Source organism: Burkholderia glumae LMG 2196 = ATCC 33617 (genome assembly GCF_000960995.1).
Lineage (GTDB): Bacteria > Pseudomonadota > Gammaproteobacteria > Burkholderiales > Burkholderiaceae > Burkholderia > Burkholderia glumae.
Window position 1 is genome coordinate 2,165,921 of sequence record NZ_CP009435.1, and the last position, 14,949, is coordinate 2,180,869.

Annotated in this window: 11 protein-coding genes; 2 read left to right on the forward strand and 9 right to left on the reverse strand. The window is 69.9% G+C overall.

All coding sequences use genetic code 11. The features are described from left to right. Nucleotides 1–8: 8 nt before the first annotated feature. The 5 genes from KS03_RS22350 to KS03_RS22370 all read right to left on the reverse strand — a co-directional run bounded on the left by KS03_RS22350 (nucleotide 9) and on the right by KS03_RS22370 (nucleotide 5,117). Nucleotides 9–1,037, reverse strand: coding sequence for an ABC transporter ATP-binding protein (locus tag KS03_RS22350; RefSeq protein WP_012735107.1), 1,029 nt, complete (start codon nucleotides 1,035–1,037; stop codon nucleotides 9–11). Continuing rightward, complete coding sequence (locus KS03_RS22355) at nucleotides 1,034–2,023, reverse strand: ABC transporter permease (RefSeq protein WP_012735108.1); 990 nt, start codon at nucleotides 2,021–2,023, stop codon at nucleotides 1,034–1,036. Before KS03_RS22355 ends, KS03_RS22350 begins: the two co-directional genes overlap by 4 nt. A gap of 10 nt (nucleotides 2,024–2,033) precedes the next feature. Further along, nucleotides 2,034–2,855, reverse strand: coding sequence for an ABC transporter permease (locus KS03_RS22360; RefSeq protein WP_035978555.1), 822 nt, complete (start codon nucleotides 2,853–2,855; stop codon nucleotides 2,034–2,036). A gap of 11 nt (nucleotides 2,856–2,866) precedes the next feature. After that, nucleotides 2,867–3,916 (reverse strand): ABC transporter substrate-binding protein, encoded by a 1,050-nt coding sequence (locus KS03_RS22365; RefSeq protein WP_012735110.1) that lies wholly within the window; start codon nucleotides 3,914–3,916, stop codon nucleotides 2,867–2,869. A gap of 166 nt (nucleotides 3,917–4,082) precedes the next feature. Continuing rightward, the gene (locus KS03_RS22370; protein ID WP_012735111.1) at nucleotides 4,083–5,117 is read right to left on the reverse strand and encodes a LacI family DNA-binding transcriptional regulator; all 1,035 of its coding nucleotides are present in this window, start codon (nucleotides 5,115–5,117) and stop codon (nucleotides 4,083–4,085) included. A gap of 783 nt (nucleotides 5,118–5,900) precedes the next feature. Here KS03_RS22370 and KS03_RS22375 point away from each other — a divergent pair. Both KS03_RS22375 and KS03_RS22380 read left to right on the forward strand, forming a co-directional pair. Continuing rightward, nucleotides 5,901–6,371: a DUF2515 family protein gene (locus KS03_RS22375; RefSeq protein WP_374215799.1), complete on the forward strand. Its 471-nt coding sequence runs from the start codon at nucleotides 5,901–5,903 to the stop codon at nucleotides 6,369–6,371. Nucleotides 6,372–6,435: 64 nt separating this feature from the next. After that, nucleotides 6,436–7,317: a hypothetical protein gene (locus KS03_RS22380; RefSeq protein WP_232252274.1), complete on the forward strand. Its 882-nt coding sequence runs from the start codon at nucleotides 6,436–6,438 to the stop codon at nucleotides 7,315–7,317. 52 nt (nucleotides 7,318–7,369) lie between these two features. Here the strand turns inward: KS03_RS22380 and panS are convergent, their stop codons facing one another. The 4 genes from panS to aceE form a co-directional block, all read right to left on the reverse strand. Beyond that, nucleotides 7,370–8,296 (reverse strand): ketopantoate/pantoate/pantothenate transporter PanS, encoded by a 927-nt coding sequence (gene panS, locus KS03_RS22385; RefSeq protein WP_012735113.1) that lies wholly within the window; start codon nucleotides 8,294–8,296, stop codon nucleotides 7,370–7,372. A 427-nt stretch (nucleotides 8,297–8,723) separates the two neighbouring features. Continuing rightward, nucleotides 8,724–9,698: a hypothetical protein gene (locus KS03_RS22390; protein ID WP_012735114.1), complete on the reverse strand. Its 975-nt coding sequence runs from the start codon at nucleotides 9,696–9,698 to the stop codon at nucleotides 8,724–8,726. A 185-nt stretch (nucleotides 9,699–9,883) separates the two neighbouring features. Next, a complete protein-coding gene (gene dxs / locus KS03_RS22395; RefSeq protein ID WP_012735115.1) occupies nucleotides 9,884–11,830 on the reverse strand; it encodes a 1-deoxy-D-xylulose-5-phosphate synthase in 1,947 nt (648 codons plus the stop codon). Nucleotides 11,831–12,175: 345 nt separating this feature from the next. Next, complete coding sequence (aceE, locus tag KS03_RS22400; protein WP_012735116.1) at nucleotides 12,176–14,848, reverse strand: pyruvate dehydrogenase (acetyl-transferring), homodimeric type; 2,673 nt, start codon at nucleotides 14,846–14,848, stop codon at nucleotides 12,176–12,178. Nucleotides 14,849–14,949 lie beyond the last annotated feature (101 nt).

Genomic DNA, 14,949 nt, shown 5'->3' on the forward strand with positions numbered 1-14,949 from the left:
GGATCGGCTCAGGGCAGCGCGATCAGCCCGTGGGGCGCGATCGCGAGGCCCACGGCCGTGCCGCGCGCGAGCGCGATCCGGCCGGGCACGTCGACCACCAGCGCATCGGGTGCCGCGTGCTCGATGCTCAGGCGCGTGCGCTCGCCGAGGAACGCGCAGCCGGCCACGGCGCCGCGCAGCTGGGCTGCCGCCGGATCGACGAGCTGCGCGTCCTCGGGGCGGAAAAACAGTTCGGATACCGGACGGGCGGCCGGCACCGCACCGCCGTGAGTGACCAGCAGGCCGTCGCGCCAGCTGCCGGCGAGCCGGTTCAGCGTGCCGACGAACTGCGCGACGGCGCGGTTCGCGGGCTGGTAATAGATCTCGCGCGGCGAGCCGATCTGCTCGATGCGGCCCGCGCTCATCACCACGATGCGGTCGCCGAGCGCCATTGCCTCGGCCTGGTCGTGCGTGACGTAGACGGTGGTCACGCCGAGTTCGCGCAGCAGCGCATTCATCTCGCGGCGCAGCGCCTCGCGCAGCTTCGCGTCGAGCGCGGTCAGCGGCTCGTCGAGCAGCAGCACGCGCGGTTGCACCGCCAGCGCGCGGGCCAGCGCGACGCGCTGCCTCTGGCCACCCGACAGCGCGGTGACGGGGCGCTCGGCCAGCGCCGTCAGCTGCGTCATCGCCAGCAGCGCGTCGACGCGCGCGCGCAGCGCGGCCGGCTCGGTACGGCGGATGCGCAGGCCGTAGCCGACGTTGCCGCGCACCGTCAGGTGCGGGAACAGCGCATAGTTCTGGAACACCATGCCCACCTGGCGGCGCTCGATCGGCAGCGCCGTCACGTCCTCGTCGCCGAACGCGATGGTGCCGCCGGCGTCGGGCGCCTCCAGCCCGGCGATCATGCGCAGCGTGGTGGTCTTGCCGCAGCCGGACGGCCCCAGCAGCACCAGCGTTTCGCCGGCTCCGATCGCGAGATCGAGCGGTTCGAGCACGCGCGTGGCGCGAAACGTCTTGGCACAGCGCGTGAGCGTGACGGGCAGGGAGGCGAGTTTCATCGGCATGGCGGGGCGGGCGGGAAGGAATCGGCTGCGGCGGGCTTCGGGCGGGCGGCCGGCGCGGCGTCGATCCGCGAGCCGGCGGCATCGATGCCGAGCCATTGCATCGCCATCAGCAGCGGCAGCGTCATCAGCAGGAACAGGATCGTATAGGCGCTGCCGAGCTCGATGCGCATCGAGGCATAGGTGTCGGCGAGGCCCACCGGCAGTGTCTTGGTGTCGGGCGTGTGCAGCATCCAGGTCAGGTTGAATTCGCCGATCGACAGCGTCAGCACCGCGAGCGCGCCGGCCACGATGCCGGGCCGCAGGTTCGGCAGCACGATGGTCGCAAAGCGCGTGGCGAACGTCGCGCCCAGGCTGGCCGCGCCCTCCTCGAGCGTGCGCAGGTCGGCGCGCGCGGCCACGGCGGCCACCGCGCGGACCATGAACGGCAGCGTGAACACGACGTGGCCGGCCACGATGAACCAGAGGCTGGCGCGGAACGCGGCGCAGCCGCCATAGACGATCAGCAGCCCGAGCGCCGAGGCCAGACCCGGCAGCGCCACCGGCAGCACCAGCGCTTCCTCGATCAGGCGGGCCGCGCGGTGGCGGCTGCGCGCGAGCGCATAGCCGGCCGGCACGCCCGTGACCAGCGTGACGGCGAGCGTGGCGAGCGCGACCACCAGCGACAGCCACACCGAGCCGCGATACTGCGCCCAGACCTCGGCCAGCCAATGCAGCGTGAGCCCGCTCGACAGGCCGCGGAACGCGTTGACGGTCAGGCCGGTGAGCACCGACATCACCACCGGCACGATCAGGAACGCGCAGAGGCCGAGCGTGACGAGCCATTGCATGGCCGCGCCGAACCCGGGCCGGCGGCGCGTCCGGGGTGTGGGCCGCACGCCGGACGCCGCGGTGCGGGCCACGGGCCCGGCGGGGGCGGCGGGGGCGGGCGGCGCGTCGCCGGCGGGGGCCAGCGCATCGGGGGCGGGGGGCGGCAGTGTCATCGCGGTGGTCTCATGCGGCAGCGGCGGCCTGCCCGGTCAGGCTGCGTGCGATCGCGAGCACCGCCCAGGTGACGAGGCCGAGCACGATCGACAGGCCCGCCGCGGTGGCCATGTCCGCGTTCAGCGTGAATTCGGTGTAGATCGTCATCGGCAGCACGTCGAGCTCGGTGGCCAGCGTGAACGCGGTGCCGAACGCGCCCATCGAGGTCGCGAAGCAGATCGCGCCCGAGGCGATCAGGCCCGGCGCGAGCGCCGGCAGCACGATGTCGGCGAACACGCGCCACGGCGCGGCGCCGAGCGAGCGCGCGGCTTCCTCGAGCGAGGCGTCGAGCTTCGAGGCGGCGGCGATCACGGTGACGATCACGCGCGGAATCGAGAAATACAGATACCCGGCGAACAGGCCCGCGATGGAGTAGGCGAACACCCAGCGCTCGCCCGTCAGCTTCTCCGACAGCAGGCCGATCAGCCCCTGGCGGCCCGCCAGCATGATCACCATGAAGCCGACCACCACGCCCGGGAACGCCAGCGGGAAGGTCAGCAGCGCCACCAGCAGGCGCCTGCCGGCGAAGGCACGGCGCGCGAGCAGCAGCCCCGCCGCGGTCGACAGCACCAGCGTGGCGAGCGTGACCGCCGCCGACAGCGCGACCGTGGCGGCCAGCGTCTTCAGGTAGCGCGGGTTCGACAGCAGCGCGGCGTAGGTGGCGAGCGGCGCGGTGCCGGCCGAGGCTCGCACGAGCGCCGCCATCGGCAGCAGCCAGAAAGCGGTGAACACCGCGAGCGCCGGCGCGACGAGGGCGACCCGCCAGCGGCTGGGGAACGTGAGCTCGCGCATCGTGCCGGCCGTCATTGCATCGCCTGCAGGTACTGCTGGCCGAACGCCTGCTGGACGGCCGCCATCTTGTCGAAATCCACCGTTCGCGCGCGCGCGTAGTCGCTGGCGGGCAGGAATTTCGCGGCCAGGCCGGGCGCCAGCGCCTGCGGGCGCACCGGCCGCAGCCACGCCGCGGCCCACAGCTTCTGGCCCGCGTCGGACAGAACGAAATCGAGCACCTTCCGGCCGTTGGCCGCGTGCGGTGCGTTTTTCACCAGGCTCATCGCATAGGGCACCGAGATCGTGCCCTCGGCGGGGATCACGAAGGCCGCGTTGGCGTGGTCCTGGTACTCGGCGCGATAGGCATCGAAGTCGTAGCCGATCAGGATCGGGATCTCGCCCGACAGCACGCGCGCGTAGGCGGTCTGCTTCGGCACGATCGGCCGGTTCGCGCGCAGCTTGCGGAACCAGTCGAGCGCGGGGCGGAAGTCGTCGAGCGTGCCGCCGAGCGCCTGATTCACGGCCACCGCGCCGGCATAGCCGACGAACGCGCTGGACGGATCGAGGTAGCCCACCATGCCGCGGTATTCGGGCTTGAGCAGGTCGGCCCACGAGCGCGGCACCGGCCTGCCGTCGAGTGCGTCCTTGTTGACGAAGAAGCCGAGCGTGCCCGAGTGGATCGCGAACCAGTAACCCTGCGGGTCCTTCAGGTTGGCCGGGATCTCGTTCCAGTGGGCCGGCTTGTACGGCTCCGTCAGGCCGCGCTGCTTGGCCTGGATGGCCGAGGACACGCCGAGATAGACGACGTCGGCCACCGGGCTTTTCTGCTCGGCGATCAGCTGCGCGATCGCCTGGCCCGAGTTCTTGTTGTCGGCCGGCACGCGAATGCCCGTCGCCTGCCTGATCGCCGCGATCTGCGCGGCCCAGTCGGCCCATTCGGGCGGGCAGTTGTAGCAGATCGCGGTTTCCTGGGCCTGGCCGGTGGCCGGCGCGAGCGTGGCGAGCGCCGCCAGTGCCGCCGAAGCGGCCGCGCGGCGCAGCGCGGCGAGACGCGGGTATCGCGCCGAGGGACGAGGGATCATGGCAGGCCTCCTGACGATAACGGATGGGACGGGCGAGCGCGCATGGCGCGAGATGGAGAAGCCGGCCGGCGACGGCGCGGCCGGCACGAAGCGCGAGCCGGCCGTGCGCTGCGGCTGGCCGGCGATGACGGGGCAAAGGCGCGCGGGCAGCGGCATGGCGGGGCGCTCAGCGGCCTCGGGCGAGGCGCATCACGCCAGCGTCACCGATCGTGGCGACGGAGGCGCCGTCGCGCACCACGTGCGGCAGCGTCAGCGCGGGCGTGTCGTGGGTCTCGCCGGCCAGGCGCTCGGCCAGACGCCGCCAGGCGAAGCGGCCGATCTCGCGGTTCGGGGTGGCCACGCTCGCCAGCGCCGGCGCCAGCAGCTCGCCCACCGCCAGGCCGTCGAAGCCGAGCACCGAGATGTCGTCCGGCACGCTGAAGTGCGCGTCGCGCAGCCCGCGCATCACCACCATCGCGAGCAGGTCGTTGCTGCAGAAGATCGCCGTCGGCCGCGTGCTGCGCGAAGTCAGGTGCGAGAGCACCGCGTTGGGCAGCACCGGCGCGTTGAAGTCGACCTCGAGCGCCGGCAGCGGCACCAGATCGTGGTCGCGCAGCGCCTGCGCGTAGCCGATGTGGCGCAGCCGCGCGCGGTCCGAGGCGGCCAGCGAGCCCGCCAGCATCAGCACGCGGCGGTGGCCGCGCGCGATCAGGTGGCGCACGCCGTCGTAGGCGGCGAGCCGGTTGTCGACTGCCACCGACGGACGATGCGGCGTGTCGTTGTGGATCAGCACATAGAGCCTGCCATCCTCGTCGAGCGCGTCGAGCAGCGGGTGCGCGTGTGCGTCGGCCACCGTCAGGATCAGCCCTTCGACACGTTGCGCACGCAACGTGTCGATCGCGTGCCGTTCGCGCGCCGCGTTGTATTCGGTGGTCATCACGATCAGCTTGAAGCCGGCGCGCGAGGCGAGTTCGTCGATGCCCTGCAGGCACTCGGCGAACACCGGGTTCGCGAGCGTGGGCAGCACCACGCCGATCAACTGGGTGCGCTCGTTGCGCAACTGGCGGGCCAGCAGGTTGGGGCGGAACTGCAGCGTTTCGATCGCTTCATGGATCGTCGCGAGCGTGGCCGGATTCACCGAGTCCGGTGCATTGATCGCCCGCGACACGGTGGCGATCGAAAAGCCGGCCAGGGCGGCCACGTCTTTGATGGTCGACGTCATGAATTCGGCGCTGTAATCGTTTCCATGGCCGAAATTATCGACAGTGCACGTGACGGATCGATGACGTCGCCTCGACCGCCGCGCACGGAAAACGCTGGCGCGCGAAGAAAACCAGGCGCCCGCGCTCATGCCGGCGCAATGCCGGCGAATATCGGCGTGCGCAGCCGCCGCGGGTTACGCGCAGACATTTGTTCACACCGGACTGAAGTCGCGGCGCACCGGTGGTAGAATGCGGTCCGCCCTTTGCCGGGGTGATGAAATTGGTAAACATAGCGGACTTAAATCATTGAGTGCCCGGTCGGAAACGGCCGGTGCAGAACCCTTCAAATTCGGTGAAACCCCTGGCGCGCGCCGCGCCGAGGCAACGCCGAGCCAAGCCCGGATGCCGCGCGAGTGCAGACGGGAAGGTGTAGAGACTAGACGGAGGGCGCCTAAGGTTGCGCGAGCGGATGAATCGCTTGCCGGCGACGGTGAAGGCATAGTCCAGCGCACGAACGGCAGCGCCAGCGCCGCCGGCTTCGAAAGAAGCAGTGTGACGAAAATCCGCCGCCTTGATTGGCTTGCCGGTTCGAGTCCGGTCCCCGGCACCACGCAGCTTCGACGTGTTTCCCCGCGATAAGGGGTTTCGTTTTAAATCAGAGAATCAGTCGCGGTAACTGTTTTTATATACAGTATCTCGTCCCCCTATTCTGGGGAAAATCGTCGAGTTGTTTCCCCGATTTCTGCGCACGACTCTCCCCACGGCTTCCATAACCCCCTACCAAACGGCTAGCGAGCGCAGGTGTGCGTCGCCGGCGAGCGCGACTCCCGGGGGAATCAGGCGGAAGGCACGGTATATCTGAAGGGCGGCCTGCTCGGCGAGAGCACGCTGAACCAGACGCCCGACTCGTGCAAGGACTGCACGGTCAGGCGATGGTCTACAACCACGCGGAATTTCGCAGCGCTATCGATATGAACGACTTCGGCCGGCGGCCGCTGATGCGGGCCTTTTCCGGCGCGAAGGACCCGACGCTGTTCTTCAATGCCTCGGCCGAGATCGATCCGAACGATCCGGGGATGAAGTCGGCCGGCCTCGGCGCGGACGACATCAAGGTCACCATGGAGCGCAAGGACGGCAGTCTCTACAACGCGGCCGAACGCATGAAATACGTGAAGAAGATTCTCGACAAGTACCACGCCCTGATGTCTAGCCAGCGATACCGGCCATACATGATTCAGCAGATTTCCACGATCGCGGGCTGGAAGGATGCGTAGGCGCCTCGGACTCACGGCGCTCGCGCTGCTCGTCGCATCGTGCGCGGCGGGCTACGGCTGGCACATGACGACCGCTTCGATGGCTCGCAACGGAACCTCGACCATGCAACCTGATTTGATCTTCGGCATCGGCGACAACGGCGACCAGGTTGCCCGCACGGCGCGGGTCCCCGTTAAGCGCTCGCAGCTCTCCACCGCCTTGATGTACGACGCGAGCCGGATCGCGACCGGCGCCGAGCCCGTATTCGAGTTCCGCGATGCGCGGCACCGGATGCTGTTGCCGCAGGCTACCGATGTCGAATTCATGTCGGACACCGATGAGGGTGGCGGGATTCGCACCATTCACGTTGTGTTCAAGGTGCCGGTCTCGCCGACCGACGTCCATGACACGGCCGCATTCGAGGCCTACGACCGGGCGATGTACGGCTACGTGACTGGCGTGCTGCAGGTAATCCGGCAGGCTGGCTGGAAGCGCTATATTCCGTTGTCGTCGCCGCGACTCGAAGGCAGGCGAACCTATTCCTTCACGCCCGATAGCTACGCCGGGCCGACCTATGCCACCTCGCCGTCGCTGGCGCAGGCCGATCCAGATTACGCCCTGACGTTCGAGGATTGGCGGCATCTGTCGCGCGGTGGCACGACGCTTTGGCAGTGGTATGCAGACGGCAAATTCGTCGATTTGAAATACGAGCGCGACGAGCGATCCGCCGAGCTGCCGATCACGCTCGGTGATCAGCTTGATTTACGGATCCGTTCGGAAGCTGCCTGGCTCGATACGTTCGGTCCCACCTACGAAGCGGCCCGGGCCAGATACGCGAGCGAAGTCGCTGCCCTGCTCCAGCAGCGGCACGCGGCCGAGGTGAAGGCGCAGGCTGCCGGCGCGCGCATTCTCCGTGACTGGACCGATCCAATCATTGCCGGCGTGGCGGTGCCCAAGAGCAGATGACGGCGGCAGCCAGGTCAAGCTGAGCGACATAAATAAGGCGCCGGCCGCGCGCTCACTCGCGCCTCGCCCCCGGCGCCGGCCGCCCCGCCCAATAGCCCGCCAGCAGCGAGCCGGAAAGGTTGTGCCAGACCGAGAACAGCGCGCCCGGCAGCGCCGCGATCGGCGTGAAATACAGCTTGCCGAGCGTGGCGGCGAGCCCGGAATTCTGCATGCCCACCTCGATCGCAAGCGTGCGGCACACGGCTTCGTCGAAGCCGAGCAGGCGCCCGCCCCAGTAGCCGCCGAGCAGCCCGATAGCGTTGTGCAGCATCACGCCCACCATCACCACGAGCCCCACCGACGCGATGCTGTTGCGCGTGCCGGCCACCACGGCGGCGATGATCAGCAGGATCGCGAGCATCGACACGAGCGGCAGATACGGCTCGATCGCCTCGACCGCGCGGCGCAACAGATGGTTGACGGCCAAGCCGACCACGATCGGCAGCGCGACGATCTGCACGATGCTCATCAGCATGCCGTGGACGTCGACGGCAATCGAGGCGTCGACGTACAGGCGCGTGAGCAGCGGCGTGGCGAACACGCCGACCAGCGTCGACAGCGCGCTGATCGTCACCGACAGCGCGACGTCGCCGCGCGCCAGATAGATCATCACGTTCGACGCGGTGCCGCTTGCGACGCTGCCGACCAGCACCATGCCGGCGGTCAGCTCGGGCGGCATCCGCAGCAGCTTGGCGAGCGCCCAGGCGGCGAGCGGCATCACGAGGTAATGCAGCACGATGCCGGCGAGCACGGGCGCGGGGCGCGTGAAGACGCGGCGGAAATCGGCGACCGACAGCGTGACGCCCATCGACAGCATGATCAGCGTGAGCAGCGCGGTGACGTGCGGCGCGACCGGCGAGAAGGTGGCCGGCGAGACATACGCGGCGAGCGAGACCAGCACGGCCCACAGCGGAAAGAGTCGGGTAACCCGGGCAAGCATGGTGAAATCCTTGGTCGATCTGGTTGGTGTGGTGGCGGGCCGCGCCGCGCGGGCGGGCAGGGGGGCGCCTGCCGGAGCGTCCGGCGCCGGTCCTGGTGGGACGGCGCATGCCTGGCAGGCGGCGCGAGAGCGGGGATTCTACCTTGCGGGCCGGGCGGGCCCCGGGCGAGGGCGCGGCGGGCGGCAGATCGGCGGCGGATCGCGGATCAGGGGTGCGTGCTCGACCCGGTTGGGCCGACCACGCGGCGCGTGCGCGCTGGCCGCCGGCGCCCGTGGCATGGATGAAGTGCGAACCGGGGAGGACGAGGCGTGAGCCGGTGCGGCCGCGCCGCTCGATGTCGATGGCGTGCAAGCGCCCGCGGCCCGCCATCGCGGCCGCGTTGCCGGGCCCGCCCGCAGCGCACGGGCGGGCCCCTCATGCTTGCCGTTACTCGACCGCGCGGCCCCCGGCGGCGCGCGCCTGCCCCTGCTCGATCGCGTTGAGCACCGCGCGCGCGGCCACCACCACGCAGGTACCCGTGCCGATCGCGAGCGGATATTTCCAGTCCACCTGCGGCATGATCTGCGGAATCACCGAGATGGCCAGCGCCGGCAGCACGAACGCGTCCACGGCGCGGATCAGGACGATGGCCAGGCCGAACGCGAACAGCACCGACAGCGGCCCGGTGCCGAACAGCGCGACGCTCGCCCAGCCGAGCGTCGCGCACGTCACGCACAGCACGGGAACCAGCGTGGCGCGCCGCGCCCATGGGCAGTGCTCGGGCCGGATCAGCATCTCGTAGGCGAGCACGAGCAGCGGCGGGAACAGGATCAGCCGGAGCCCGGCGCGGTCAGCCAGGAGATAGGCGATCGCCAGCACGCACCAGTACGCGAGCCAGCGCGTGGCCTTGCCGACGGCGGCGTGCGTCGAGGCCGGCATCGCGCCGGGCGCCGCGGCCGGCACGCCGGCGCCGGGCTGCCACGCGGGCCGGCAGATCATCGACAGCAGCGCGAGCACGCCGGTATCGCAGGCGATGAACACGACGTAGTCCAGGCTCGTCACGCCGAACACGAGCGGCAGGAACGCGGCCGGCACGGCCGGGAACACCGGCGACTTCATCGCCTTCACGATCAGGATCGCGCCCGCGATGCAGAGCATCGCGGCCGGCGCGCCATACGGCAGGTGGCTCGCCACGCCCATGCCCCACAGCGCGGTGACGGTGGGGGTGGCCAGCACCATCAGCGGCGCCTTGGCCCACGGCCCGTTCGGCCGCATGAAGATGCCGTAGCCGAGCGCGGCGAGTTCCGGGAAGAACGCGAACTCGTTGTGGATCAGCTTGCCCACGCTCGAGACGAGGCAGAGATAGACGACGGCCAGACAGGCGGCGGGCAGGCTGGCCTTGCTGAAGTTGGAGTTGGACATGGCGGGAGAGCGGACTGCGAAACGATTGTCGGAGCATCGTACCGGGGCGAAGCGGCGCGCCGTGCCGCCGCGCGCGGCGGCGGCACGGCGGGGGCTTGCGCCTCATCCGTCGTCGCCGCGCGAGGCCGGCGCACCCGGGCAGACGCAGCGGCGGGCGGCCGGCACGCGGCACGCTGCCGGCCTCGTCATGCCGAGCGCGCCGCTTTCGTCGCGAATGCGAGCGTGTCGCCGCGCTTCCTCGACGGGCCGGCCGCGGCCGCGGCGGGCGGCTCGATGAAGCGTGCGCGAATCGACTGCGCGATGCCGGCGCCGTCGAGGCCGCAGCCGGCCAGCAGCTTGGCCGGATCGCCGTGATCGATGAAGCGGTCGGGCAGGCCGAGCTGCAGCACGGGCCGCAGCGGCCCGTCCGCCATCAGCGCTTCCACGCAGGCCGAGCCGGCCCCGCCCATCACGGCCGCTTCCTCCACCGTGACGATCGCGTCGTGGGTTTCGGCGAGCTGACGCACCAGTTCCACGTCGAGCGGCTTCACGAAGCGCATGTTGGCCACGGTCGCGTCGATCTCCTCGGCGGCGGCCAGCGCGGGCGTGACCATCGTGCCGAACGCGAGGATCGCGATGCGCTGGCCTTCCTGCTGCGTGGAGCGGCGCCGTATCTCGCCGCGGCCGATCGGCAGCGCTTCCATCTGCCTGGCGGTGGCGACGCCGGGGCCGGCGCCGCGCGGATAGCGTACCGCCGTCGGATTCGGCTGCTGCAGCGCCGTGTAGAGCATCTGACGGCATTCGTTCTCGTCCGAGGCGGCCATCACCGTCATGTTCGGGATGCAGCGCAGGAACGCGAAATCATAGGCGCCCGCGTGCGTCGCGCCGTCGGCGCCGACGATGCCGGCCCGGTCGATCGCGAACACCACCGGCAGGTTCTGCAGCGCGACGTCGTGGATCAACTGGTCATAGGCGCGCTGCAGGAACGTCGAATAGATCGCCACCACCGGCTTGAGCCCCTCGGTGGCGAGCCCGGCCGCGAACGTCACGGCATGCTGCTCGGCGATGCCGACGTCGTAGTAGCGCGCGGGGAAGCGTTTCTCGAACTCGACCATGCCCGAGCCCTCGCGCATCGCCGGCGTGATGCCGACCACCCGCGCGTCCAGTTCGGCGGCGTCGCAGAGCCATTCGCCGAACACCTGCGCGTAGGTCTTGCGCGGCGGCGTGGCCGGCGGCCGGATGCCCTCGGCCGGATTGAACTTGCCGGGGCCGTGGTAGAGCACCGGATCGGCCTCGGCGAGCTTGTAGCCGAGGCCCTTCTTCGTCACCACGTGCAGGAACTGCGGGCCGCGCAGGCCCTTGATGTTGCGCAGCGTGGGGATCAGCGCGTCGAGATCGTGGCCGTCGATCGGGCCGATGTAGTTGAAGCCGAACTCCTCGAACATGGTGGCCGGCATGATCATGCCCTTGGCGTGCTCCTCGAGCTTGCGGGCCAGGCCGAGCATCGGCGGCGCGACGCTCAGCACGCGCTCCACCCCGGCGCGCGCGGCCGCGTAGAAGCGGCCCGACATTAGGCGCGCGAGATGGCGGTTGAGCGCGCCCACGGGCGGCGAGATCGACATGTCGTTGTCGTTCAGGATCACGATCAGCGGCACGTCGTCGGCCACCCCGGCGTTGTTCATCGCCTCGAAGGCCATGCCGGCCGTCATCGCGCCGTCGCCGATCACGGCGATCGCGCGGCGCTCGCTGTCCTGCAGCTTCGCGGCGACCGCCATGCCGAACGCGGCCGAGATCGAGGTGCTCGAGTGCGCGGTGCCGAACGTGTCGTACACCGACTCGGTGCGCACCGGGAAGCCCGAGATGCCGCCGATCTGGCGCAGCGTGGGCATCTGCTCGCGGCGCCCGGTCAGGATCTTGTGCGGGTAGGTCTGGTGGCCGACGTCCCAGACGATGCGGTCGCGCGGCGTGTCGAATACGTAGTGCAGCGCGATCGTCAGCTCGACGGTGCCGAGGTTCGGCGAGAGGTGGCCACCCGTCTTCGAGACGCTGTCGAGCACGAAGGCGCGCAGCTCGTCGGCAAGCGGACGCAACTGGCGGCGATCGAGGCGGCGCAGGTCCGCGGGATCGTCGATGGTGTTCAGCAAGTCGTACATGGTCGTTCCATGGTGGGGGAACCGGCGGCACGGTACGTCGCTGGCGCGGCAGGCGTCGCGTGTGCGGCGTGATCCGGCCGTGGCGCCGAGGAGCGGTAACCGGGCTCCGATCGTCGGGCCGCAGTCGGACCGCGGTTGGGCTGCGGTTGGGCCGAGCGCGGTCGGGAATCCGGCCGGAAGCGGGCCGCCGCCGGGCCGTGGCGCGATACCGCGGCCCGAGCCGACGCTGCCGCGAGCCCGCATCGAGCCGGCTTTTCACTACCGAGGCGGCCGTGCATGCCGGCCGCGCCGTGCGTCCTGCCTGCGGCCGGCCCTGCTCGGGCGCGGCCGCGGTGAAGCCTGCGATCAGACCGTGGTGGGGTCGAGCTTCTCGGTGTCGATGCCGTAGCGCTTGATCGCCTCGCCAACGCGTGCGCGGGCGATCTTGCCGTCGTCGGCCAGCGCCTTCAGCGCGGCCAGCACGATGAAGTGGCGATCGACCTCGAAGAAGGTGCGCAGCGATTCGCGCGTGTCCGAGCGGCCGAAGCCGTCGGTGCCGAGCGAGACGAGCCGGCGGTCCGTCACATACGGGCGGATCTGGTCGCCGACGATCTTCATGTAATCGGTCGCCACCACGAGCGGGCCGGCATGGCCGCGCAGGCACTGCTGCACATAGGGGACGCGCTGCTCGTGGTCCGGATGCAGCAGGTTCCAGCGTTCGGCCTGCAGCCCTTCGCGGCGCAGCTCGGTGAGGCTGGTGGCGCTCCAGACGTCGCTGTCGATCGAGAAGTCCTGCTTGAGCAGTTCCGCGGCCGCGATCACCTCGCGCAGGATCGAGCCGCTGCCCATCAGTTGCACGCGCGGCGCGTCGGCGCCGCCGGCGGCGCCCTCGCTGAACAGGTAGAGGCCCTTCAGGATGCCGGCCTCGGCGCCTTCCGGCAGCGCCGGGTGCGGGTAGTTCTCGTTGAGCAGCGTGATGTAGTAGAAGATGTCTTCCTGCTCCTGGTACATGCGCCGCAGACCGTCCTGGATGATCACCGCGAGCTCGTAGGAGAAGGTCGGGTCATACGACACGCAGCAGGGGATCACCGACGAGAGCACGTGGCTGTGGCCGTCGTCGTGCTGCAGCCCTTCGCCCATCAGCGTGGTGCGGCCCGAGGTGGCGCCCAGCAGGAAGCCGCGCGTGCGTGCGTCGCCGGCCGCCCAGGCGAGGTCGCCCACGCGCTGCAGCCCGAACATCGAATAGAAGATGTAGAACGGGATGGTGGTCAGGCCGTGCGTGCTGTAGGACGTGCCGGCCGCGATCCATGACGAGATCGCCCCCGATTCGTTGATGCCTTCCTGCAGGATCTGGCCGTCCTTGGCTTCCTTGTAGTAGCTGAGCTGGCCGGCGTCCTGCGGCGTGTAGAGCTGGCCCAGGTAGGAGTGGATGCCGATCTGGCGGAACATGCCTTCCATGCCGAAGGTGCGCGACTCGTCGGGCACGATCGGCACCACCAGCTTGCCCAGGTTCGGGTCCTTCAGCAGCGTGGCGAGGATCCGCACGAACGCCATGGTGGTGGAGGCGCCGCGCTCGCCGCTGTCCTTCAGCTGGGTCGCGAACGCCGACAGCGGCGGCACCTCGAGCCGCGGCACGTCGCTGAAGCGGGCCGGCACGTGGCCGCCCAGGCTCGCGCGGCGCTGCGCCAGGTAGCGCGCCTCCTCGCTGTCCGGCTCCGGCTTCAGGTAGGCCATCTCGGCGAGCTGCTCGTCGCTGAGCGGCAGCGCGAAGCGGTCGCGGAACGCGCGCACGGCGTCCGCGCTCATCTTCTTCAACTGATGGTTGATGTTCTGGCCTTCGCCGGCCTCGCCCATCCCGAAGCCCTTGACCGTCTTGGCCAGGATCACGGTCGGCTGGCCCTTGTGGTTCACCGCGCGCTCGTAGGCGGCATAGACCTTCTCCGGATCATGGCCGCCGCGCGAAAGCGCCCAGATCTCGTCGTCGGACAGGTGGGCCACCATCTCCAGCAACTCGGGATACTTGCCGAAGAAGTGCTCGCGCACATAGGCGCCGTTCTGCGACTTGAAGGTCTGATAATCGCCGTCGACGCACTCCATCATGCGCCGGCGCAGCAGCCCGGTGCGGTCCTGTTCGAGCAGGCGGTCCCAGCCGCTGCCCCACACCACCTTGATGACGTTCCAGCCGGCGGCGCGGAAGTTGCCTTCCAGTTCCTGCATGACCTTGCTGTTGCCGCGCACCGGGCCGTCCAGGCGCTGCAGGTTGCAGTTCACGACGAAGATCAGGTTGTCGAGGCTTTCGCGCCCGCCCAGCGCGATGGCCGCCAGCGATTCCGGCTGGTCCATCTCGCCGTCGCCGAGGAAGGCCCAGACCTTGCGGCCCTGATGCTGCTTGAGGCCGCGATACTCGAGGTAGCGCATGAAGCGCGCCTGATAGGCGGCGGTCAGCGGCCCGAGACCCATCGATACGGTCGGGAACTGCCAGAAGCTCGGCATCAGCCGCGGGTGGGGGTAGGACGAGATGCCGTCACGGCCCGCCTCGCGCCGGAAGTTCTCCAGCTGTTCCTCGCTGATGCGGCCTTCGAGGAAGGCGCGGCCGTAGATGCCCGGCGCCGAGTGGCCCTGGATGTAGACGAGGTCGCCGTCGAAGGATTCGGTGCGGCCGCGGAAAAAGTGATTGAAGCCCGTTTCGTAGAGCACCGCCGCCGACGCGTAGGTCGCGATGTGTCCGCCCACGTTCGAATGCCGGCCCGCGCGCAGCACCATCGCCATCGCGTTCCAGCGGATGTAGGCACCCAGGCGCCGCTCGACGGCCAGGTCGCCCGGATAGTGCGGCTGGTTCCTGGCCGGAATCGTGTTGACGTAGGGGGTCGTGACGCGCGTGTAGAGATCGCCGTGCGCGCCCACGTCGTAGTCCAGCAGCTGATCGATCAGGTAGTGCGCGCGCGGGCGCCCCTCGACTTCCACTACAGCCTGCATTGCCTCCAGCCACTCGCGGGTTTCCTGTGGGTCAACGTCCGGTAGCGTGGACGGTTGGTTCATGACATAGCTCCATAGAAATAGATGGCCGGCGGGCCGCCCGGCCAGACGGCAACGGCAAGCCGCAAGGACTGCGCGCAACGCGAGAGGGGTCGTCTCGTCCA